A 17108-nucleotide genomic window follows, 5' to 3' on the forward strand; every position below is an offset into this window, starting at 1 on the left:
GCGTCCGGCTGTCTCTCCAACCCGTCCGGCCGTCTCTCCGACCCGTCAGCACCGCCTCAGCAGCGCCGGTGAAGGGGTATTTACGGATTAGGTCTGGGACCTGCAACCCCCATTTTGAAAAAACTTCACATTTCTCCGCAGAAACTCGCCCATGTTAATGAAAACAATAAGTTAGCTTAATAATTTGGGTAAGAAACAGGGCTGGGCGATGCGTGACGCGCGGGTTAGTCAAGGCTTTGGGCGAAATCGTACCCAATGCTTGGTATGCCCGCGGGGCTCGACCCAAAGAAAACGCCGCCCGAGTCCCCTCGGGCGGCGCTACCTCTGCGATGATCGTCGGTTTACTTCAGATCAAATCGATCCGCGTTCATCACCTTGTTCCAGGCCGAGACAAAGTCACAGACGAATTTACCCTCGGCACCCGTCTGACCGTAGACCTCAGCAAGCGCCCGCAGTTGCGAGTTCGAACCGAAGACCAGATCGACGCGTGTACCGGTCCATTTGACCTCACCGCTGGCGCGGTCACGACCTTCATAGACGTCCTTGCCGGCAGGTTTCCATTCGGTGCCCATGTCCAGAATGTTGGTGAAGAATTCATTGCTGAGTACACCCACACGATCCGTGAACACCCCATGCTTGGCGTCACCGAAGTTGGCGCCCAGAACACGCAGGCCACCGACAAGTGCCGTCATCTCTGGTGCAGATAAGGTCAACAATTGTGCGCGGTCGACCAGCAACTCCTCGGGCGAGACGGTGTAGTCGGCCTTTTGGTAGTTGCGGAAACCGTCTGCTGCGGGCTCCAGGACTGCGACGCTGTCCACATCGGTCTGCTCTTGCGATGCATCGGTGCGGCCCGGGGTGAACGGAACCTCGACATCCTGACCGCCAGCTTTCGCAGCCTGCTCGATGCCGACGGCACCGGCCAGAACGATCAGGTCGGCCAGCGACACTTTCTTGTTGCCCGACTGCGCGCCGTTGAACGCCTCCTGAACGCCTGTCAGCGCATCCAGCACCTTGGACAGTTTCATTGGCTCGTTGACGTCCCAATCCTTCTGAGGCGCAAGACGGATACGGGCGCCGTTGGCACCGCCCCGCTTGTCCGAACCGCGGAAGGTCGAGGCCGAGGCCCATGCGGTCGAAATCAGCTCGGACACCGACAGACCGGATGCAGCGATCTTGGTTTTCAAATCCGCTACATCGGCATCATCGACCAGGTCGTGATCCACCGCAGGCACGTTGTCCTGCCAGATCAGCTCTTCGGTCGGGGCTTCCGAACCGATATAGTTCGACCGCGGCCCCATATCGCGGTGGGTCAGCTTGAACCAGGCGCGCGCGAAGGCATCTGCGAACTCTTCCGGGTTCTCGTGGAAGCGTTTCGAGATCGGGCCATAGATCGGATCCATGCGCATCGCCATGTCGGCGGTGGTCATCATGGTTTTGACCTTCTTGGTCGGATCACCGGCCGCCGGGGCCATGTCTTCTTCCTTGACCCCGATCGGTTCCCAGATCCATGCGCCCGAGGGGCTTTTGGTCAGGTTCCACTCATATCCAAACAACAGGTCGAAATAGCCGTTATCCCATTTGATCGGGTTCGCGGTCCATGCGCCCTCGATGCCCGAGGTTGTGGTATCGTCACCGACACCCGAACCGAACTTGTTGATCCAGCCAAGACCCATCTCTTCGATCGGTGCCGCTTCGGGTTCGGGGCCGACCAGATCAGGATCACCCGCGCCGTGCGCCTTACCAAAGGTGTGGCCACCTGCAACCAGTGCGACGGTTTCCTCGTCATTCATCGCCATCCGGCCAAAGGTGTCACGGATATCACGGCCCGAGGCCAGCACGTTTGGTTCACCGTCCGGGCCCTCGGGGTTCACATAGATCAGGCCCATCTGAACGGCGGCCAGTGGGTTTTCCATGTCGCGCTCACCAGTGTACCGGCTGTGCGGGTTGTCGGTGGGGGCAAGCCACTCAGTTTCGGAACCCCAATAGATGTCTTCTTCAGGCGCCCAGATATCCGCGCGACCACCAGCAAAGCCAAATGTTTTGCCGCCCATGGATTCAATGGCGCAATTGCCGGCAAGGATCATCAGGTCGGCCCAGGAAATCTGGTTGCCGTATTTCTGCTTGATCGGCCACAGCAGACGGCGCGCCTTATCAAGGTTGCCGTTATCCGGCCAGCTGTTCAGTGGCGCAAAGCGCTGGTTCCCGGTCGAGGCACCGCCACGGCCATCCGCCGTGCGATATGTACCGGCGCTGTGCCAGGCCATCCGGATGAACAGACCGCCGTAATGACCATAGTCGGCAGGCCACCAATCCTGAGAATCGGTCATCAGCGCGTACAGATCTTCTTTCAGCGCCTTCATGTCCAGCTTCTTGAATTCTTCAGCGTAGTCGAAATCAGGCCCCAGCGGGTTCGACGCAGGCGAATTCTGGTGCAGGATCGACAGGTTCAGCTGGTTCGGCCACCAATCCCGGTTTGACCGGGTTCCTGCGCCGTGCATTACAGGGCATCCGCCTGTTTTAGGGTTATCACTTCCGTCCATGTCGATCTCCAATCCTGGCTAAAATCCGGCTCGTTCGCGCGGTGAGAAAACGCGGGCGATCAAGAACATATATAGATGACACTTTTACCTCTTTTAGATGCGCGGCTTGGATTGCGCACATTCTGTCAAAGGTATCGGCGACTCTTGTCTTGTCGCCGCCAGACCTAGCAAATTCGAACCATGCAAATAAGTTTTCTTTATGGATGGTTCTGATAACCAAAAACTATCACCAAGCATCCGGGGCGCATCACCGGAAATCAAGCCGACAGCTCAGTTACCGGTCATAAGCGACCGCAGTCCAACCCGATAATTCGGGTACATCAGGTTTACTCCCAGCTCATCCTTGATCCGATCGTTTCTCACCCGCTTGTTCTCATTGTAAAAGCTGCGCGCCATGGGGGTCATGTCGGCCTCGTCAAAGGGTACTTCGGGCGGCAACGGCAGTCCCTGCAATTCGGCCGCATAGGCGATGACATCCTGTGGTGGAACGGGTTCATCATCACATACGTTGTAAATCGCCCCCGGATTGGGCGCGGACATGGACGCGGCAAGAACCTGGGCAATGTCAGCGACATGAATGCGCGAAAAGACCTGCCCCGGCTTGATGATACGTCGCATACCAACACGCTTGAGCTTGGAAAACGGCCCGCGACCGGGACCATAGATGCCCGCAAGGCGAAAGATGTGTGTCGGCAAGCCGGGGATGTTCTGCCACTGCTCTTCCGCCTGCACCCGCCATTTGCCGCGCTGCGCCGTGGGCGTAGCAGGGGTGACCTCGTCGACCCAGTTGCCCTGATGATCGCCATACACGGCCGTGGTCGAAAGATAGCCAACCCATTTGAATTGCGCAGCCCGTTCCGCAATCTCATCCGCCAATGCACCCAGAACCGGATCTCCGTCCGCGTTTGGCGCAGCCGAGATCAAAAGATGCGTCACCCCATCCAGCTGTGGCACTTGCCCCGGCCAAATCACCGGCTCTGCGCCGGACGCCTTGACCACCTGCGATTGGGCCGGATCACGCGTCGTACCCAAGATACGCCAACCATGGGGTTGCAACTGACGGGACAAGGCCTGTGCCGAGTACCCGTGACCGAAGGAAAATAGTGTGCCTGTCATACGCTCTTAGATGATCCGCAATTTCGCCAGATGCAAGAACTCTGCCAAGGATACTTGATTCGAATCCCCCAATGCGCCTTTCTTTTGGGTATGAGTGACAAAACACCAGATCTGCATGCCGCCTACGCGCTGGATTCCCCGGAAGACCACAAGCGTCTCTATGCTGAATGGGCCGGGGATTACGACGAAGGCTTTGCCACGCGCGAGGACTATCAGCTGCACATCCATACCGCCCGCGCCTTTGTCGGCGCCGGCGGGCAAGGGCCTGTGCTTGATGTAGGTGCAGGCACTGGCCTGTGCGGCGCGGTTCTGGCCCGGCTGGGTGTGGGACCGATAGATGCCACCGATATCAGCTCCGAGATGCTGGATCAGGCCATGCGCAAGGATATCTACCGCGACGCCATTGAGGCCGATCTGAACGAAGGCATCCCGGTGCCGCGCGAAAGTTACTCCGGAATCGTTTCATCCGGTTCATTCACCCATGGCCACCTCGGGCCAGAAGCTTTGACTGCACTGCTGCGTGTGGCCCGCCCCGGTGCTCAATTCGCGCTGTCGATCAATGCCCAACATTATGAAAAGCTGGGATTTGCCGAAACCCTGCACCGGTTGGCGCAAGGCCGGATTCGAAACCTGACCCTGCCCGAAGTTCGCATCTATGGCGATCTTGCATCTGGCCCCAACAAGGATGACACAGCGCTGATAGCCCTGTTCGAACGCGCTTAGGCCGACTATCGACCTTTCCACATGGGATCACGCTTTTCAGCAAAAGCGCGGGCGCCTTCTAGATTGTCTTCAGAGCCATAGAGGGTATCAACCGTCGGCAATTGCCGCCCGGTAATCCGATTCATGGCATCCTGAAACTTGGAGTCTTCAGCATCCCGTACAATCTCTTTGATTGCGGCATAAACCAAAGGCGGACCGCTGGCCAAAAGACGCGCCAGTTCCCATGCCCGATCCATCAGTTGATCGCCCGGCACGATTTCGTTCACCAATCCCCAGTTCTTAGCCTCTTGGGGGTCAAACCAGCGTCCGGTCAAAAGCAGTTCCATTGCCACGTGATAAGGGATGCGCTTGGGCAGTTTGACGCTGGCGGCATCTGCCACTGTGCCGGACCGGATTTCCGGCAGCGCGAAACTGGCGTGGTCCGCGGCAAGGATCATGTCGGCGCTCAGGGCCAATTCCAGCCCGCCGCCGCAGGCTATCCCGTTGACGGCGGCGATGACGGGCTTGTTCATGTTCCGCAGTTCCTGCAACCCGCCAAAGCCACCAACGCCATAATCTCCGTCCACGGCATCCCCGTCAGCGGCTGCTTTTAAATCCCAACCGGGGCAAAAGAACTTCTCGCCGCCACCGGTCAGGATGGCGACGCGCAGATCGGGATCATCACGGAAATCACGAAACACTTCGCCCATGACACGGCTGGTCGCCAAATCAATCGCGTTCGCTTTGGGACGGTCCAAAGTGACTTCCAGAATTGCGCCATCGCGCTTGGTTTTGACCGGGTTCATATACTTGCCTTTCGGATCAGAGCATCCACCGCTATGGCACGGTCCGGTGTGCAGATCAGTGGGTTTATTTCAACTTCGCTGACATGGGATGCGTTGGCAATGACGTAGGCCTGCACCGCATCGACAGCGTCCAGGATGGCCTCAATCTCTGCCGCTGGTTTGCCGCGATATCCCGCCAGCAAGGGGGCGCAGTTCAAATTACCCAGCGCCTCTTTCACCGCGGTGCGAGAGGATGGGATCAAAAGTGAAACCGTGTCGCGCAGGATTTCAGTCAACACACCCCCTGCACCCAGCGTCAGAACAAGTCCATGCGCCGGGTCTCGGGTCACGCCGACCAACAATTCTGCCACGCCGCCAACAGCCATTTCCTCAATAAGGACCTCTTCGGTTCCGATTTCCGCCGCGACTTCAGCCACGGCATCAGCGTGAACCTCTAGGCGCACGGCCGCATGTTCAGACTTATGCGCCAACCCGACGCCCTTGATCGCAAAAGGACCAGTCAGCGCGGCAGAGGCTTGTTTCGCCAGATCCGGCGTCACCACAACGTTGTGCGGTACACAAACACCGAATTCCGCAAGAGCCTGCTTGGCTTCTGCTTCGGTCAGAACATGATCCGCAACGGTATCCGAGGGCAACAGGACCGGTTCGGCCTCCGTTGCTTGCGGCCGCGCGGCCGCCTCAATTGCCGCAAGCGCTTCGTGCAATCCGGCAAAAGGGATAACACCGCCATCGAGTAATCGCTGTGCCACGTCTTCGGGCAAAAGCTCCGGCAGAGTCGCCGTTACCGCAAAGGGGCGCCCCGTCTGAGCAACACTATTCAAAGCAGCCTGCGTGGCGCATTCCCAATCCGTCGCATCCGTGTGCGGATAGTCGAGAATAGCCATAGTCAGGGCCTGTTCCGGCCCCATCATAGCAGTCCAAGCGCGGGTCATGGCTGGCGTGTCACGCCATATATAGGTGTGATAATCCAGCGGGTTCGCCAAGGCCACCATCGGCCCCAAGGCATCGCGCAGGTCAGCTTTTTGTGCTTGCGACAACGGCGGGAAGTGCAGATTGCGCCCCTCGGCCATGTCCGCAGCCAGACTTGCTTCACCACCTGAGCAACTGATCGACCCCAAACCGTTGCTGTCTAAGCGCCCGGTCACGTGCAGCAGCTTGAGGCATTCCAGGAAACTGGGAATGTCATCCAAACGCGCGATCCCAAGGCGATCCAGAAATGCCTGCGCGCCCGCGTCGCCTCCGGCCAATGATGCAGTGTGAGAAATCGTCGCCGCCTGTGCATGGGCGGACCGGCCCACTTTCAGCGCAACAATCGGCACGTTACGATCTCGCGCCTTTTTGGCCAGCGCCTCCCATTTACGCAGGTCACCGAAGCCTTCAATGTGGACACCTACCGCGGTGATCCGGTCATCATCCAACAGGGCCGAGGCGATGTCGGCCTGATGGGTTTGCGCCTGGTTCCCACTGGTCAGCATAAAGGCCAGCGGCAAGGCCCGGCGCTGCATCGTCATATTGATCGCTATGTTCGAACTTTGCGTCAGGATCGCCACACCGCGATCTACCGGTCGCATGCCGTGCTGATCGGGCCAAACAGCGGCACGGTCTAGCCCGTTGACGAAGCCATAACAGTTTGGCCCGAGGATCGGCATCTCGCCTGCGGCCTGCACCAAACGGACCTGCAAATCTGCACCCTGATCGTCCTCGGCATGCGCTTCGGTAAATCCCGAGGCAAAACACACTGCACCCCCGGCCCCCATGGCCGAAAGGACCGCGACAGTCTCGATCGTTGCATGACGGTTGATGCCAACAAAGGCTACGTCGGGGGCCGCTGGAAGGTCCTCAAGGCGTGCAAAGGCACTCAGACCCTCGATTTGACCGGCTTTGGGGTGGACCGGCCAGATGTCGCCCTGAAACCCGAATTTCCGGGCCTGTTCGATCACTGAGACGCACCAGGCGCCGCCGCCAATCACAGCGATGGATGTGGGGTGCAAAACGCGTGACAGGGAAGACATCAGGCGGCCCCCTCCATCACGCACCGAGTGTCCTCAGAAGATCGCGACTGATAATGTGGCGCTGAATTTCGCTGGTCCCGTCCCAGATACGTTCGACCCGCGCGTCGCGCCAGAACCGCTCAAGCGGGTAATCGTCCATCAGACCCATGCCGCCGTGGATTTGGATGGCAGCATCGGTGACCCGCGCGAGCATTTCCGAGGCATAGAGCTTGGCCGAAGCAATTTCGCGATTTGCAGGCAACCCTTTGTCCAGCCGATCCGCAGCGGCCAGCGTCAACAAGTCCGCCGCGTCAATCTCGGTGATCATGTCTGCGATTTGGAATGACACGCCCTGAAACTTGCCGATCTTCTGGCCGAACTGTTCGCGCGTGGCGGAATAGTCCAGCGCATAGTCGAAAGCGCGGCGTGCGCGGCCTACGGACATGGCAGCAACCGTGATACGGGTCGCATAAAGCCATGTGTTCATCACCTCGAACCCGCCATCGACCTCACCCAGAACCTGGGCGTCCGGCAGACGGCAATCGTCGAAATCAAGAACCATGTTCTTGTAACCGCGATGGCTGACCGATTTGTACCCGTCCCGGATGGTGAAACCGGGCGTTCCGCGATCCACCAGGAACGCCGTTATCCGCTTTTTCGGACCTTTAGGCGTCTGGTCCTCTCCGGTCGCGATGAAAACGATGATGAAATCCGCGTGCTCCGCGCCCGAGATGAAGTGCTTGGTGCCATTGACCACCCAGTCTCCGCCATCCCGCACCGCGGCGCACTTCATTCCACGAACATCTGACCCGGCACCGGGTTCGGTCATCGCCAGCGCGTCCATCCTTTCACCGCGAACGGCGGGCATCAGGTATCGTTCGACCTGCTCGCCCTCACACGCCATCAGGATGTTCTGAGGACGCCCGAAGAAGTGGTTCAGCGCCATGGATCCGCGGCCCAGCTCACGCTCGACCAGCGCGAACTCCAGATGGTTCAACCCTGCACAACCGACGCTTTCGGGAAAATTACAGGCATAAAAACCCAGCTCAATCGTCTTGCGCTTGATCTCATCCGCGATCTCCTCCGGGACTTCGCCGGTGCGCTCGACCAGCGCCTCATGCGGGTAGATTTCGTTTTCCACAAAGCTGCGAACCGTAGAGACGATCATCTCTTGTTCGTCGGACAATCCATATTGCATCGGGCGTCTCCACATCTGGCGTTGCGGCATATTCTGACGCGGCTTGCCATTTGAAACGTGCAGAAATAGAAGTTTACCATGCAAGAATGGACTAAATCACCCTCTGCACCGCAGCAAATCGGGGTTCTTCTGTTCGACGGATTCTCGAACCATTGTCTGGCCAATACGGTCGAGCCGCTGCGGGCTGCAAACACTCTGGCTGGTCGCAAATTGTACGATTGGCAGTTCCTTGCGTTGGAGGGTGGTCCGGTGACATCCTCATCCGGGCTGCAGGTCGCGCCGCATCGCCCACTCCAGATCGCCAGTGGGGACATGCTGATGGTCATGCCATCTTATGGATTCCGCGCGCATGGCGGGTGGCGCACCCTTTCAGGCCTGCGTTCTGCGGATCAGCGGTACAAAGTGCTGGCGGGCCTCGACACTGGCAGCTGGCTTTTGGCGCAAGCAGGGCTGCTGGACGGGCATCGCGCCACGATACACTGGGAAGAGCTGACCGGATTTACAGAAAGGTTCCCCGATGTCGAAGCCCACCGCGAGCGCTATGTCGTTGACCGCAATCGCATCACTTGTTCCGGGGCAATGGCGGCCTTTGATCTGGTCTTGCACCTGATTGGGCGGGATCAGGGGCAGGCCTTGGCGCTCGAAGTTTCGCAGCTGTTTATGACCCGCGATTCCGCGCGTTCGCACAAGGGCGGCGCTGGTGCGACCAGCGGTTACGTGAACAAAGCGTTAGCCCTGATGCAGGAACATCTTGAAAACCCCCTGCCCGTATCTGAAATCGCAAACCGAGTGGGCCGGTCGCAGAAAGCCTTGTCTGTACGCATGCAAGCCGAACTGGGTGCAGGCCCTGCTCAGGTCTATCGCCGCCTGCGCCTGAATCTTGCGCGCAAACTCGTGGCGGAAACCGACCTGAGCATCGGTGAAGTTGCCCTGCGCGCGGGCTATGACGATCCCAGCGCTCTGACACGCGCCTTCAAGGCCGAGTTTGGAACCACGCCGCGCGCGCTGCGGGCCGACTAGGTATACATCTGTTTCTTGTACGCCCTTGTTCGCGTCGTCGCCTCGGCTGATCCGTCGTGATAGGTGCCGAACCACTTATCGAACGGGATTTCAGAAGTGCCGTAGTTGCACTCGAAATACCGATGATGCAGCTGGTGAAAGAAGTCCCCGGCGCGGGCCGCATCCGTATCTCCGGCCTTTAGTTTTTCAAAGCCGGAATGGGACAGAACGGGGCTAACCTGCTGAAAGTACGCGTGAAACAGAACGTGCAGTGGGTGCGACGGCACGATCAGGTGAATGAAATAAGTCGTGAAGTACAACAGGTTCTCGTACCAATGGTTCGAAATTCCCGACCAGGGCCCGATGTTCACGTTCCGATGATGCACGGCGTGCACGTATTTATATAGCTTCGGGTGATGCTCGAGCCGATGAACCCAATAGAAATGCAACCCCGACCACATCGGGATGAACACCATCCAGACCACGAACCACACTGGCGCACCGGACCATGTCACTGTGGGCACATACCCGTTGGCCATCGCCCAGTAGATAACCCACTGATAAACCGTCGCGACGGTCGTCGCGCTGCCCAGCGTCCACCAGATATTGTCCAGAACCTGATTGCGGAATGTGAACGTACCATTGTTGCGGGTCAGATCGCGGCGATCAAACTTTTTGTACATGCCCTGTCCTTTTCGCATGTACAGCCACCAATGCAGACTACCCGCGACAAGAATCTGGGGCACCATATTCAATAACCAGATGCGAAACATCCACCCGGGCGCGAAGGTTTGCATTGCTTCAAGCGAGGGAAAGAAGAACGCATAGGCGATGACGGCCAGAGACAGGCACAAGGTCAATGCCGTGATCTGCAGCCACGCTCCGCTATACCATTTCAGCACTTCAGCGGGGCGCGGCGGCCATTTAAACAAAGGGTTTAAACTTACCGGGCCGTCGGGGTGATAGTGCCAACGGGCGGATTCGGGGTTCTGAGTCGTGTCGGTCATGGTGGTTACCCAGTTGAAGTGGTCAGGTGGCGTAGTCCGAGCCTTCGTCATCCAGCAAGGCTTTGATCTCCCGCAGATGTGCTTCGGCCTGATCAGGATAGTCTTCCAACTCTTGCGCGGTCTTCTCGGCAACCTCTTCCGACAGCACGCGCAATCGTTGTCCCGTCTGCAGCGCGCGGATGTAGGTTTCCGCTGCGCGTTCAAAATAATAGAGTCTATTAAAGGCATCTGCCGGATCACTGCCGATCACAAGGACACCGTGATTGCCCATGATCATGACCTTTTTCTTGGGGTCCGACAGCATCGACGCGCAGCGTTCACCTTCGCTTTCAAAGGCGAGGCCTCCGAACTCTTCATCCACGACGTATCGGTCGTAGAACGTGGCCGTATTTTGATCGATCGGCGGCAAGGTGCTATCCGCCAAAGATGCCAGGACCGTCGCAAAGATCGAATGCACGTGCATCACACAGCGCGCATGCGGACAGTGGCGATGGATTGATCCGTGCAGACCCCAAGCCGTCGGATCCGGGGCACCGGGTTGGTTCATCACATCGGCATCATTTGCGTCCAGAAACAGCAGATTTGACGCTTTGACCCGTGCAAAGTGCATCTGGTTCGGGTTCATCAAAAATTGCGTACCTTCCGGGTTCACCGCAAGGCTGAAATGATTGGCAACGCCTTCGTGCATGTTCAATCGCTCGACCCAGCGAAAGGTTGCAGCCAGATCAACTCGTTCGGCCCAGTGGTCGATATTGGCGCGCAGGTTTGTAACAGTCATTCCGGGCTCCTTTGCGGATAGCTGAGAACTTTCGGAAATCGTGCCTGTAGCGTCAAAAATTGACCAACGAAAAAAACGCAACTATTCCATTAGCTGAACTAATGGCAAGGTTATACGCATGCAAAAACCACTTCCTCCGCTGGGTTGGCTCCGCACGTTTGAGGCAGCGGCGCGGCACTTGTCCTTTACCGGCGCAGCCCGGGATCTGAACATGACGCAAAGCGCGGTCAGCCAGCAGATCAAGTCCTTGGAAGGGTACCTTGGCCAGCCTTTGTTTTTGCGTCGACCACGTGCGTTGGAACTGACCGAAGCGGGCATCACGTATCTTCCGGTGGTGCGCGAGGCATTTCGGACACTGGTACGTGGAACTCAGGCCGTGACCGGCGCCCAGCAGAACGCGGTTCAGGTTCAAAGCAACATCACCTTTGCCGTGAATTGGCTGGCACCCAGACTGCCGAGTTTCCGAGCGTTACATCCCGATGTTCAGCTGAATATCTTCACCGAGCTTTGGGAGCCGCGCGAAATGGCCGAAGGGGCCGCCGTGGAAATCCGTTATTCACTACGACCGTCAGATACGGTTCGAACCGAATTACTGAGAACTGATCACTACTATCCAGTCTGTGCGCCGGGTTATCACGTGACGTTGGAAGACCTGCAACAGCACCCGCTTTTTGACTGCTCAAACCTGCTGTCGAATTGGCTGGGTTGGGCCGAAGAACAGGGTCTAAACTGGGCAAATCCTGCAATCACTTATTCGACGACCTACTTGGTCAGCTTGTCCGTTGCCATGGCTGGAGGTGGGCTGTGTCTGGCGCATGACACCATTGCCAGTGACCTGATTGCGCAAGGTCGTTTGATAGCCCCGTTCGCTCATCGCGCACCCATGCCCGAAGCCTATTATCTGCTTCTGTCACCGCGCGCCGAAGAAAGCCCCGGCGCCATAGCGTTTGCCAATTGGGTTCGCCGCGAGCTGGAGATTGATCCACAGAAATAACCGGGTGCTGCTCCCGCCCATCATCGATGCCCTGCCGGGCGTCTCTTCTGGTTGGGCCGGGCAGCGCTGACGCGCTGCGTGACGGTTTGATGATACCTGTTCACAAGGGGTTGAACCTTCCTGCGCATTCGGGAAAGTTGGGCCATGGAACACACACCCTTCCCAAGTTGGCCCGATGTCGCCCCCCGTCTGATTGCAGTAGCTGCAGGTCGTGAAGCTGCAGATTCGATCATTCGCGGCGGAATCTGGGTGAATGTGCACAGCCGCGAAGCACTGCCAGATTATGATATTGCAATCGTTGACGGACGCATCGCCTATGTGGGACCCGATGCATCACATTGCACCGGCCCAGAGACTAAGATCATCGAGGCGACCGGGCGCTATATGGTTCCTGGCCTGTGCGACGCTCATATGCATATCGAATCAGGCATGCTGACACCGGCTGAATTTGCCCGCGCTGTCATTCCGCATGGAACAACCAGCATGTTCACCGACCCGCATGAGATTGCAAATGTCCTTGGCCTGGACGGCGTGCGCATGATGCATGACGAGGCGATGATGCAACCCGTGAACATCTTTACCCAGATGCCGTCCTGCGCCCCATCTGCGCCGGGATTAGAAACGACGGGGTACGAAATCACCGCCGAAGACGTGGCCGAAGCGATGAGTTGGCCAGGCATTATTGGCTTGGGCGAGATGATGAACTTTCCGGGTGTCATCAACGGCGACCCAAAGATGCTGGCGGAAATCGCCGCCACACAACGCGCCGGGAAAACCGTAGGCGGACACTACGCATCGCCTGATTTAGGGCCTGATTTTGCCGCCTATGTTGCCGGAGGTCCGGCGGATGATCACGAAGGCACCTGCGAGGCGGACGCGATCGCGCGTGTTCGGCAGGGGATGCGGTCGATGATGCGGCTGGGCTCGGCCTGGTATGACGTGGAAAGTCAGATCACGGCTGTCACACAAAAAGGTCTGGACCCGCGCAACTTTATCCTGTGCACCGACGATTGCCACTCAGGCACGCTGGTCAATGACGGCCATATGAATCGTGTGGTTCGGCACGCCATCGCTTGCGGATGTGATCCGCTGATTGCCCTGCAAATGGCGACGATCAACACGGCGACCCACTTCGGGCTGGAGCGTGAAATCGGCTCGATCACACCGGGGCGGCGCGCGGATGTCATCCTCAGCTCGGACCTGAAAGAACTGCCCATCGAGACCGTGATTGCGCGCGGTCAGATCGTGGCCGAAAACGGTAAAATCACCGTCGACTGCCCGCACCTCAACTGGCCTGATACCGCCCGGAACACCGTGCATCTGGGGCATACCCTGACCGCTGCCGATTTCGAAATCCAAGCACCTGCAGGGGCAAACCGCGTGCAGGCCAACGTGATCGGCGTGGTGGAAAACCAGGCCCCGACCAAAGCTCTGAAGGCTGAACTGCCGATCATCGAAGGATTAGTCGAGGGCGACGGCGATGTCTGCCAGATTGCACTGGTTGAACGCCACCGGGCGACGGGCGGCGTGACGAACGCTTTTGTTTCCGGATTCGGATATCAGGGCAAAATGGCCATGGCCTCGACCGTGGCGCATGACAGCCATCACATGATCGTTGTCGGCACGGATCGCGAACAGATGGCACTGGCCGCAAATAGGCTGGCCGAAGTAGGTGGCGGCATCACCATATTCCGCGATGGGGAAGAATTGGCGCTGGTCGAACTGCCCATCGCAGGCCTGATGTCAGACAGCCCCGCCGCAACTGTGGCCGCCAAAGCCGAAGACATGGTCGCCGCGATGGAGGCCTGTGGCTGCACCCTCAACAACGCATATATGCAGCACTCACTTTTGGCACTAGTCGTGATTCCGGAATTGCGGATATCGGATCTGGGCCTGGTGGATGTGCGCACCTTTGAAAAAATCGATCTTCTGGAACCACTTGCATGACAATAATAAAAACACCCGACGCACCCAAACCGGAACAATTCACCGACCCCAAAGCGGCGGTCGCTCGGTTGGAAGCGCTCTATGAACAAGCAACCCGCTTTCTGTGCGACAGTTTCTCGGCAGCCATTGAACACGGCGCACCAACTGCGCGGTTCAGAGCCTATTACCCGGAAATTCGTATCAGAACGTCGTCCTATGCGCATGTCGACAGCCGTCTGAGTTTTGGCCACGTCTCAGAACCCGGTATTCATGCCACAACGGTTACGCGGCCGGATTTGTTTCGGTCCTATTTGACCCAGCAGATCGCGTTGTTGATCAAGAACCACGACCAGCCGGTTACGATTGGGCCGTCCGACACACCGATCCCGGTGCATTTCGCGGTTGCCAACAATCCCGATCTGCACGTTCCGCAACAGGGCGCGGCCGGGTTCACGTTGCGCGATGTCTTCGACGTTCCCGACCTGACCACGACCAACGATGATATCGTCAACGGGGTGTACGACCACGAAGATGATGCCGGTCCGCTAGCCTTGTTTACTGCCCAACGCGTCGACTATTCGCTGGCCCGGCTTGCGCATTATACCGCGACGGATCCCAGCCATTTCCAGAACCATGTCCTGTTCACGAACTACCAGTTCTACGTCTCTGAGTTCGAGAATTACGCGCGTGCGCAATTGGCCGATCCGGACAGCGGTTACACCAGCTTCGTTTCGACCGGGAATGTCGAGATCAAGGGCTCCGAGGAAGAGTTGGCCCAACCGCTGAAGCTGCCGCAAATGCCGACTTATCACCTGAAACGCGAGGATGGGTCCGGGATCACGCTGGTCAATATCGGCGTTGGGCCTTCGAACGCTAAAACGGCCACTGACCATATCGCCGTTCTGCGGCCCCACGCCTGGCTGATGGTCGGCCACTGTGCCGGGCTGCGTAACACGCAGGCGCTGGGGGATTTCGTTCTGGCCCACGCCTACCTGCGTGAAGACAAGGTGCTGGACGATGACCTGCCGGTCTGGGTTCCGATCCCGCCGCTGGCCGAGGTTCAGGTCGCGCTGGAAAGCGCCGTGGCCGAGGTTACCGAGTTGGAAGGATACGAGCTTAAGCGGATCATGCGCACAGGCACCGTCGCCTCGGTCGACAACCGCAACTGGGAACTGCGCGACCAATCCGGCCCTGTGCAAAGGCTCAGCCAATCCCGCGCCATTGCACTGGATATGGAAAGCGCAACCATCGCCGCAAATGGCTATCGGTTCCGGGTTCCCTACGGCACATTGTTGTGTGTTTCTGACAAACCGCTGCACGGCGAATTAAAGCTTCCGGGCATGGCATCTGCCTTTTATACCACCCAGGTCAGTCGCCATCTTGCAATCGGAATTCGGGCGATGGAACATCTGCGCGGCATGCCGTTAGAGCGTCTGCACAGCCGGAAATTGCGTTCATTCGACGAAACAGCCTTTCTCTGAAGCAAAAAAGCAACGATTTCCCCATATTTTTAGGGTTTTCAGCGCTACTATTCGTTGTGTTCGACCACAATATCCCGTTACAGTTACGCGGTGAGGCCCTATGTATCGGGCACGTTAAGGAGACCAAGAAATGGCAAAGCCTATGACAAAGACTCAGCTGGTGGCTGCTCTCGCTGAGGAAATGGGAACCGACAAGAAAGCTGCAAACGCAGCGTTGGAGGCCATGACTGGCCTGATCACCCGCGAAGTTTCCGCCGGCGGCGCAGTGACCCTGCCAGGCGTTGGCAAAATCTACTGCCGCGAGCGCCCCGAGCGCATGGTGCGCAACCCCGCCACCGGCGAGCAGTTCAAGAAAGAAGCCGACAAAGTGGTCAAGATGACCATCGCGAAAGCTCTGAAGGACAGCGTGAACGGCTAATCTCAGCTTTCACTGCAAACGATAGAGGGTCGCCTTCGGGGGGCCCTTTTTCTTTGTTCGCCTGTTGGGACGAATTTTGGCACACCCGATAGATTTCGATGTACTTTGCGGGTTACCCGTCTAGTTGTTGAATAACAACATTTGAATTCATCGATCGGTTTGAAAAACGTGACGCACTTCTTCTCCAAAATCTCGTCTCTCGCGATTGCTTTTTCTCTAACCTGGACAACTCAGTTGGCTGCGCAACCTGTGGGTTGGGGCTTTCAGGTTGATGGGCTTGCGGCGTATCAAGGCAACGCATCCTTAAGCGGAGGTGGCAATTTCTCTGCAAGTCGTGCCTTTATTCGTGGCGGTTCGCTGTATAATACCGGCGATGGTACGTCATTCGGCCTGTCCATAAGCCTTGGGCAATTTGACTACGACTTCAATCAGACTGACAATCAACCATGGACCGACATACGCGATATCCGGGTCTCGTTTCCGGTACGCGCGCGCGTCGGTGAAACGGCGCAACTGTTAATATCTCCACAAATCAGATGGGATTACCAAAGTGGTATAGACGCGTCTGATGGGCGGACTTACGGGGTTTTTGCCGGTCTGGCTTGGGAAGTCAGTAGCCGCTTGTCGATTGGACCTGCATTCGGCGTTTTTTCCCAACTCGAGGAAGAAGGCGTGGACTTTTTTCCGGCTCTTCTGGTGGATTGGGACATCAATGACCGTTGGAACCTGAATACGGGATCAGGGATTGGCGCAACCAGAGGGCCGGGGCTGACACTGAGTTATGCCATGACTGACACAATAAACCTGTCTTTGGCTGCGCGCGCTGAACGCATCCGCTTTCGCCTGGATGACCAAGGTCTTGCGCCGGATGGCGTTGGGGAAGACAAGAGCATCCCGGTTGTATTGGCCTTGGATTACAGCCCAAATCCCGGAGTTTCTCTAAACGTTTTTGCCGGAGCTGAATTCGATGGTCGGCTTACTCTGGATGACGAAAATGGAAGTGAGATTAGCCGGCAATCTTACGACACTGCACCGCTTGTCGGTTTTGCGTTCCGTTTTCGGTTCTGACTTTTCCAAAATAGAACTTCAAGACCACGGAAAACGGGCGCCGGATTAGGCGCCCGTCTGTTCTTTAACTCCGTTCGGCAA

Annotated in this window: 14 protein-coding genes; 7 read left to right on the forward strand and 7 right to left on the reverse strand. The window is 57.7% G+C overall.

Annotated features, from left to right (window positions below):
* Positions 1-341: 341 nt before the first annotated feature.
* A complete protein-coding gene (gene katG / locus AC2FGC_RS22790) occupies positions 342-2543 on the reverse strand; it encodes a catalase/peroxidase HPI (protein ID WP_496727344.1) in 2202 nt (733 codons plus the stop codon).
* Between the two features lie 270 nt (positions 2544-2813).
* Positions 2814-3659, reverse strand: a complete 846-nt coding sequence (locus AC2FGC_RS22795; protein ID WP_496727343.1) for an SDR family oxidoreductase — start codon at positions 3657-3659, stop codon at positions 2814-2816.
* Between the two features lie 90 nt (positions 3660-3749).
* Between AC2FGC_RS22795 and AC2FGC_RS22800 the strand changes: the two genes are divergently transcribed.
* Positions 3750-4382, forward strand: coding sequence for a class I SAM-dependent DNA methyltransferase (locus AC2FGC_RS22800; RefSeq protein WP_496783535.1), 633 nt, complete (start codon positions 3750-3752; stop codon positions 4380-4382).
* A gap of 5 nt (positions 4383-4387) precedes the next feature.
* On the opposite strand, the gene AC2FGC_RS22805 is transcribed toward AC2FGC_RS22800, so the two are convergent.
* From AC2FGC_RS22805 to AC2FGC_RS22815, 3 genes are read right to left on the reverse strand one after another with little or no spacing between them, the layout of a single operon-like run.
* Positions 4388-5167: a carnitinyl-CoA dehydratase gene (locus tag AC2FGC_RS22805; RefSeq protein ID WP_496727341.1), complete on the reverse strand. Its 780-nt coding sequence runs from the start codon at positions 5165-5167 to the stop codon at positions 4388-4390.
* Positions 5164-7179 carry an acetate--CoA ligase family protein gene (locus AC2FGC_RS22810; RefSeq protein WP_496783537.1) on the reverse strand — a complete coding sequence of 672 codons (2016 nt, stop codon included), beginning with the start codon at positions 7177-7179 and terminating at the stop codon, positions 5164-5166. The genes AC2FGC_RS22805 and AC2FGC_RS22810 overlap by 4 nt, the downstream gene beginning before the upstream one ends.
* Positions 7180-7195: 16 nt before the next feature.
* Positions 7196-8356 (reverse strand): acyl-CoA dehydrogenase family protein, encoded by a 1161-nt coding sequence (locus tag AC2FGC_RS22815; RefSeq protein ID WP_496727339.1) that lies wholly within the window; start codon positions 8354-8356, stop codon positions 7196-7198.
* Positions 8357-8434: 78 nt separating this feature from the next.
* Here AC2FGC_RS22815 and AC2FGC_RS22820 point away from each other — a divergent pair, with 78 nt between their 5' ends.
* A complete protein-coding gene (locus AC2FGC_RS22820; protein WP_496727338.1) occupies positions 8435-9376 on the forward strand; it encodes a GlxA family transcriptional regulator in 942 nt (313 codons plus the stop codon).
* Here AC2FGC_RS22820 and AC2FGC_RS22825 read toward each other — a convergent pair.
* Both AC2FGC_RS22825 and AC2FGC_RS22830 read right to left on the reverse strand, forming a co-directional pair.
* Positions 9373-10362 (reverse strand): sterol desaturase family protein, encoded by a 990-nt coding sequence (locus AC2FGC_RS22825; protein ID WP_496727337.1) that lies wholly within the window; start codon positions 10360-10362, stop codon positions 9373-9375. The genes AC2FGC_RS22820 and AC2FGC_RS22825 overlap by 4 nt on opposite strands.
* A 22-nt stretch (positions 10363-10384) precedes the next feature.
* Positions 10385-11140 (reverse strand): class II aldolase and adducin N-terminal domain-containing protein, encoded by a 756-nt coding sequence (locus AC2FGC_RS22830; RefSeq protein WP_282154113.1) that lies wholly within the window; start codon positions 11138-11140, stop codon positions 10385-10387.
* 118 nt (positions 11141-11258) lie between these two features.
* Between AC2FGC_RS22830 and AC2FGC_RS22835 the strand changes: the two genes are divergently transcribed.
* From AC2FGC_RS22835 to AC2FGC_RS22855, 5 genes are all read left to right on the forward strand, one after another.
* Positions 11259-12134 (forward strand): LysR substrate-binding domain-containing protein, encoded by an 876-nt coding sequence (locus tag AC2FGC_RS22835; RefSeq protein ID WP_496727336.1) that lies wholly within the window; start codon positions 11259-11261, stop codon positions 12132-12134.
* 144 nt (positions 12135-12278) lie between these two features.
* Complete coding sequence (gene ade / locus AC2FGC_RS22840; RefSeq protein ID WP_496727335.1) at positions 12279-14081, forward strand: adenine deaminase; 1803 nt, start codon at positions 12279-12281, stop codon at positions 14079-14081.
* Positions 14078-15541 (forward strand): AMP nucleosidase, encoded by a 1464-nt coding sequence (locus AC2FGC_RS22845; protein WP_496727334.1) that lies wholly within the window; start codon positions 14078-14080, stop codon positions 15539-15541. The genes ade and AC2FGC_RS22845 overlap by 4 nt, the downstream gene beginning before the upstream one ends.
* Positions 15542-15671: 130 nt before the next feature.
* Entirely contained in the window at positions 15672-15959 is a 288-nt protein-coding gene (locus tag AC2FGC_RS22850) for an HU family DNA-binding protein (RefSeq protein WP_039533371.1), read from the forward strand.
* Between the two features lie 234 nt (positions 15960-16193).
* Complete coding sequence (locus AC2FGC_RS22855) at positions 16194-17027, forward strand: hypothetical protein (RefSeq protein WP_496727333.1); 834 nt, start codon at positions 16194-16196, stop codon at positions 17025-17027.
* Positions 17028-17108 lie beyond the last annotated feature (81 nt).

It is taken from the genome of Ruegeria sp. CDSC054 (genome assembly GCF_059610645.1).

Excerpts from the sequence above, each read along its gene's own strand:
- katG (WP_496727344.1), bottom strand. The coding sequence starts at position 2,543 with ATGGACGGAAGTGATAACCCTAAAACAGGCGGATGCCCTGTAATGCAC.
- AC2FGC_RS22795 (WP_496727343.1), bottom strand. The coding sequence starts at position 3,659 with ATGACAGGCACACTATTTTCCTTCGGTCACGGGTACTCGGCACAGGCC.
- AC2FGC_RS22800 (WP_496783535.1), top strand. The coding sequence starts at position 3,750 with ATGAGTGACAAAACACCAGATCTGCATGCCGCCTACGCGCTGGATTCC.
- AC2FGC_RS22805 (WP_496727341.1), bottom strand. The coding sequence starts at position 5,167 with ATGAACCCGGTCAAAACCAAGCGCGATGGCGCAATTCTGGAAGTCACT.
- AC2FGC_RS22810 (WP_496783537.1), bottom strand. The coding sequence starts at position 7,179 with ATGTCTTCCCTGTCACGCGTTTTGCACCCCACATCCATCGCTGTGATT.
- AC2FGC_RS22815 (WP_496727339.1), bottom strand. The coding sequence starts at position 8,356 with ATGCAATATGGATTGTCCGACGAACAAGAGATGATCGTCTCTACGGTT.
- AC2FGC_RS22820 (WP_496727338.1), top strand. The coding sequence starts at position 8,435 with ATGCAAGAATGGACTAAATCACCCTCTGCACCGCAGCAAATCGGGGTT.
- AC2FGC_RS22825 (WP_496727337.1), bottom strand. The coding sequence starts at position 10,362 with ATGACCGACACGACTCAGAACCCCGAATCCGCCCGTTGGCACTATCAC.
- AC2FGC_RS22830 (WP_282154113.1), bottom strand. The coding sequence starts at position 11,140 with ATGACTGTTACAAACCTGCGCGCCAATATCGACCACTGGGCCGAACGA.
- AC2FGC_RS22835 (WP_496727336.1), top strand. The coding sequence starts at position 11,259 with ATGCAAAAACCACTTCCTCCGCTGGGTTGGCTCCGCACGTTTGAGGCA.
- ade (WP_496727335.1), top strand. The coding sequence starts at position 12,279 with ATGGAACACACACCCTTCCCAAGTTGGCCCGATGTCGCCCCCCGTCTG.
- AC2FGC_RS22845 (WP_496727334.1), top strand. The coding sequence starts at position 14,078 with ATGACAATAATAAAAACACCCGACGCACCCAAACCGGAACAATTCACC.
- AC2FGC_RS22850 (WP_039533371.1), top strand. The coding sequence starts at position 15,672 with ATGGCAAAGCCTATGACAAAGACTCAGCTGGTGGCTGCTCTCGCTGAG.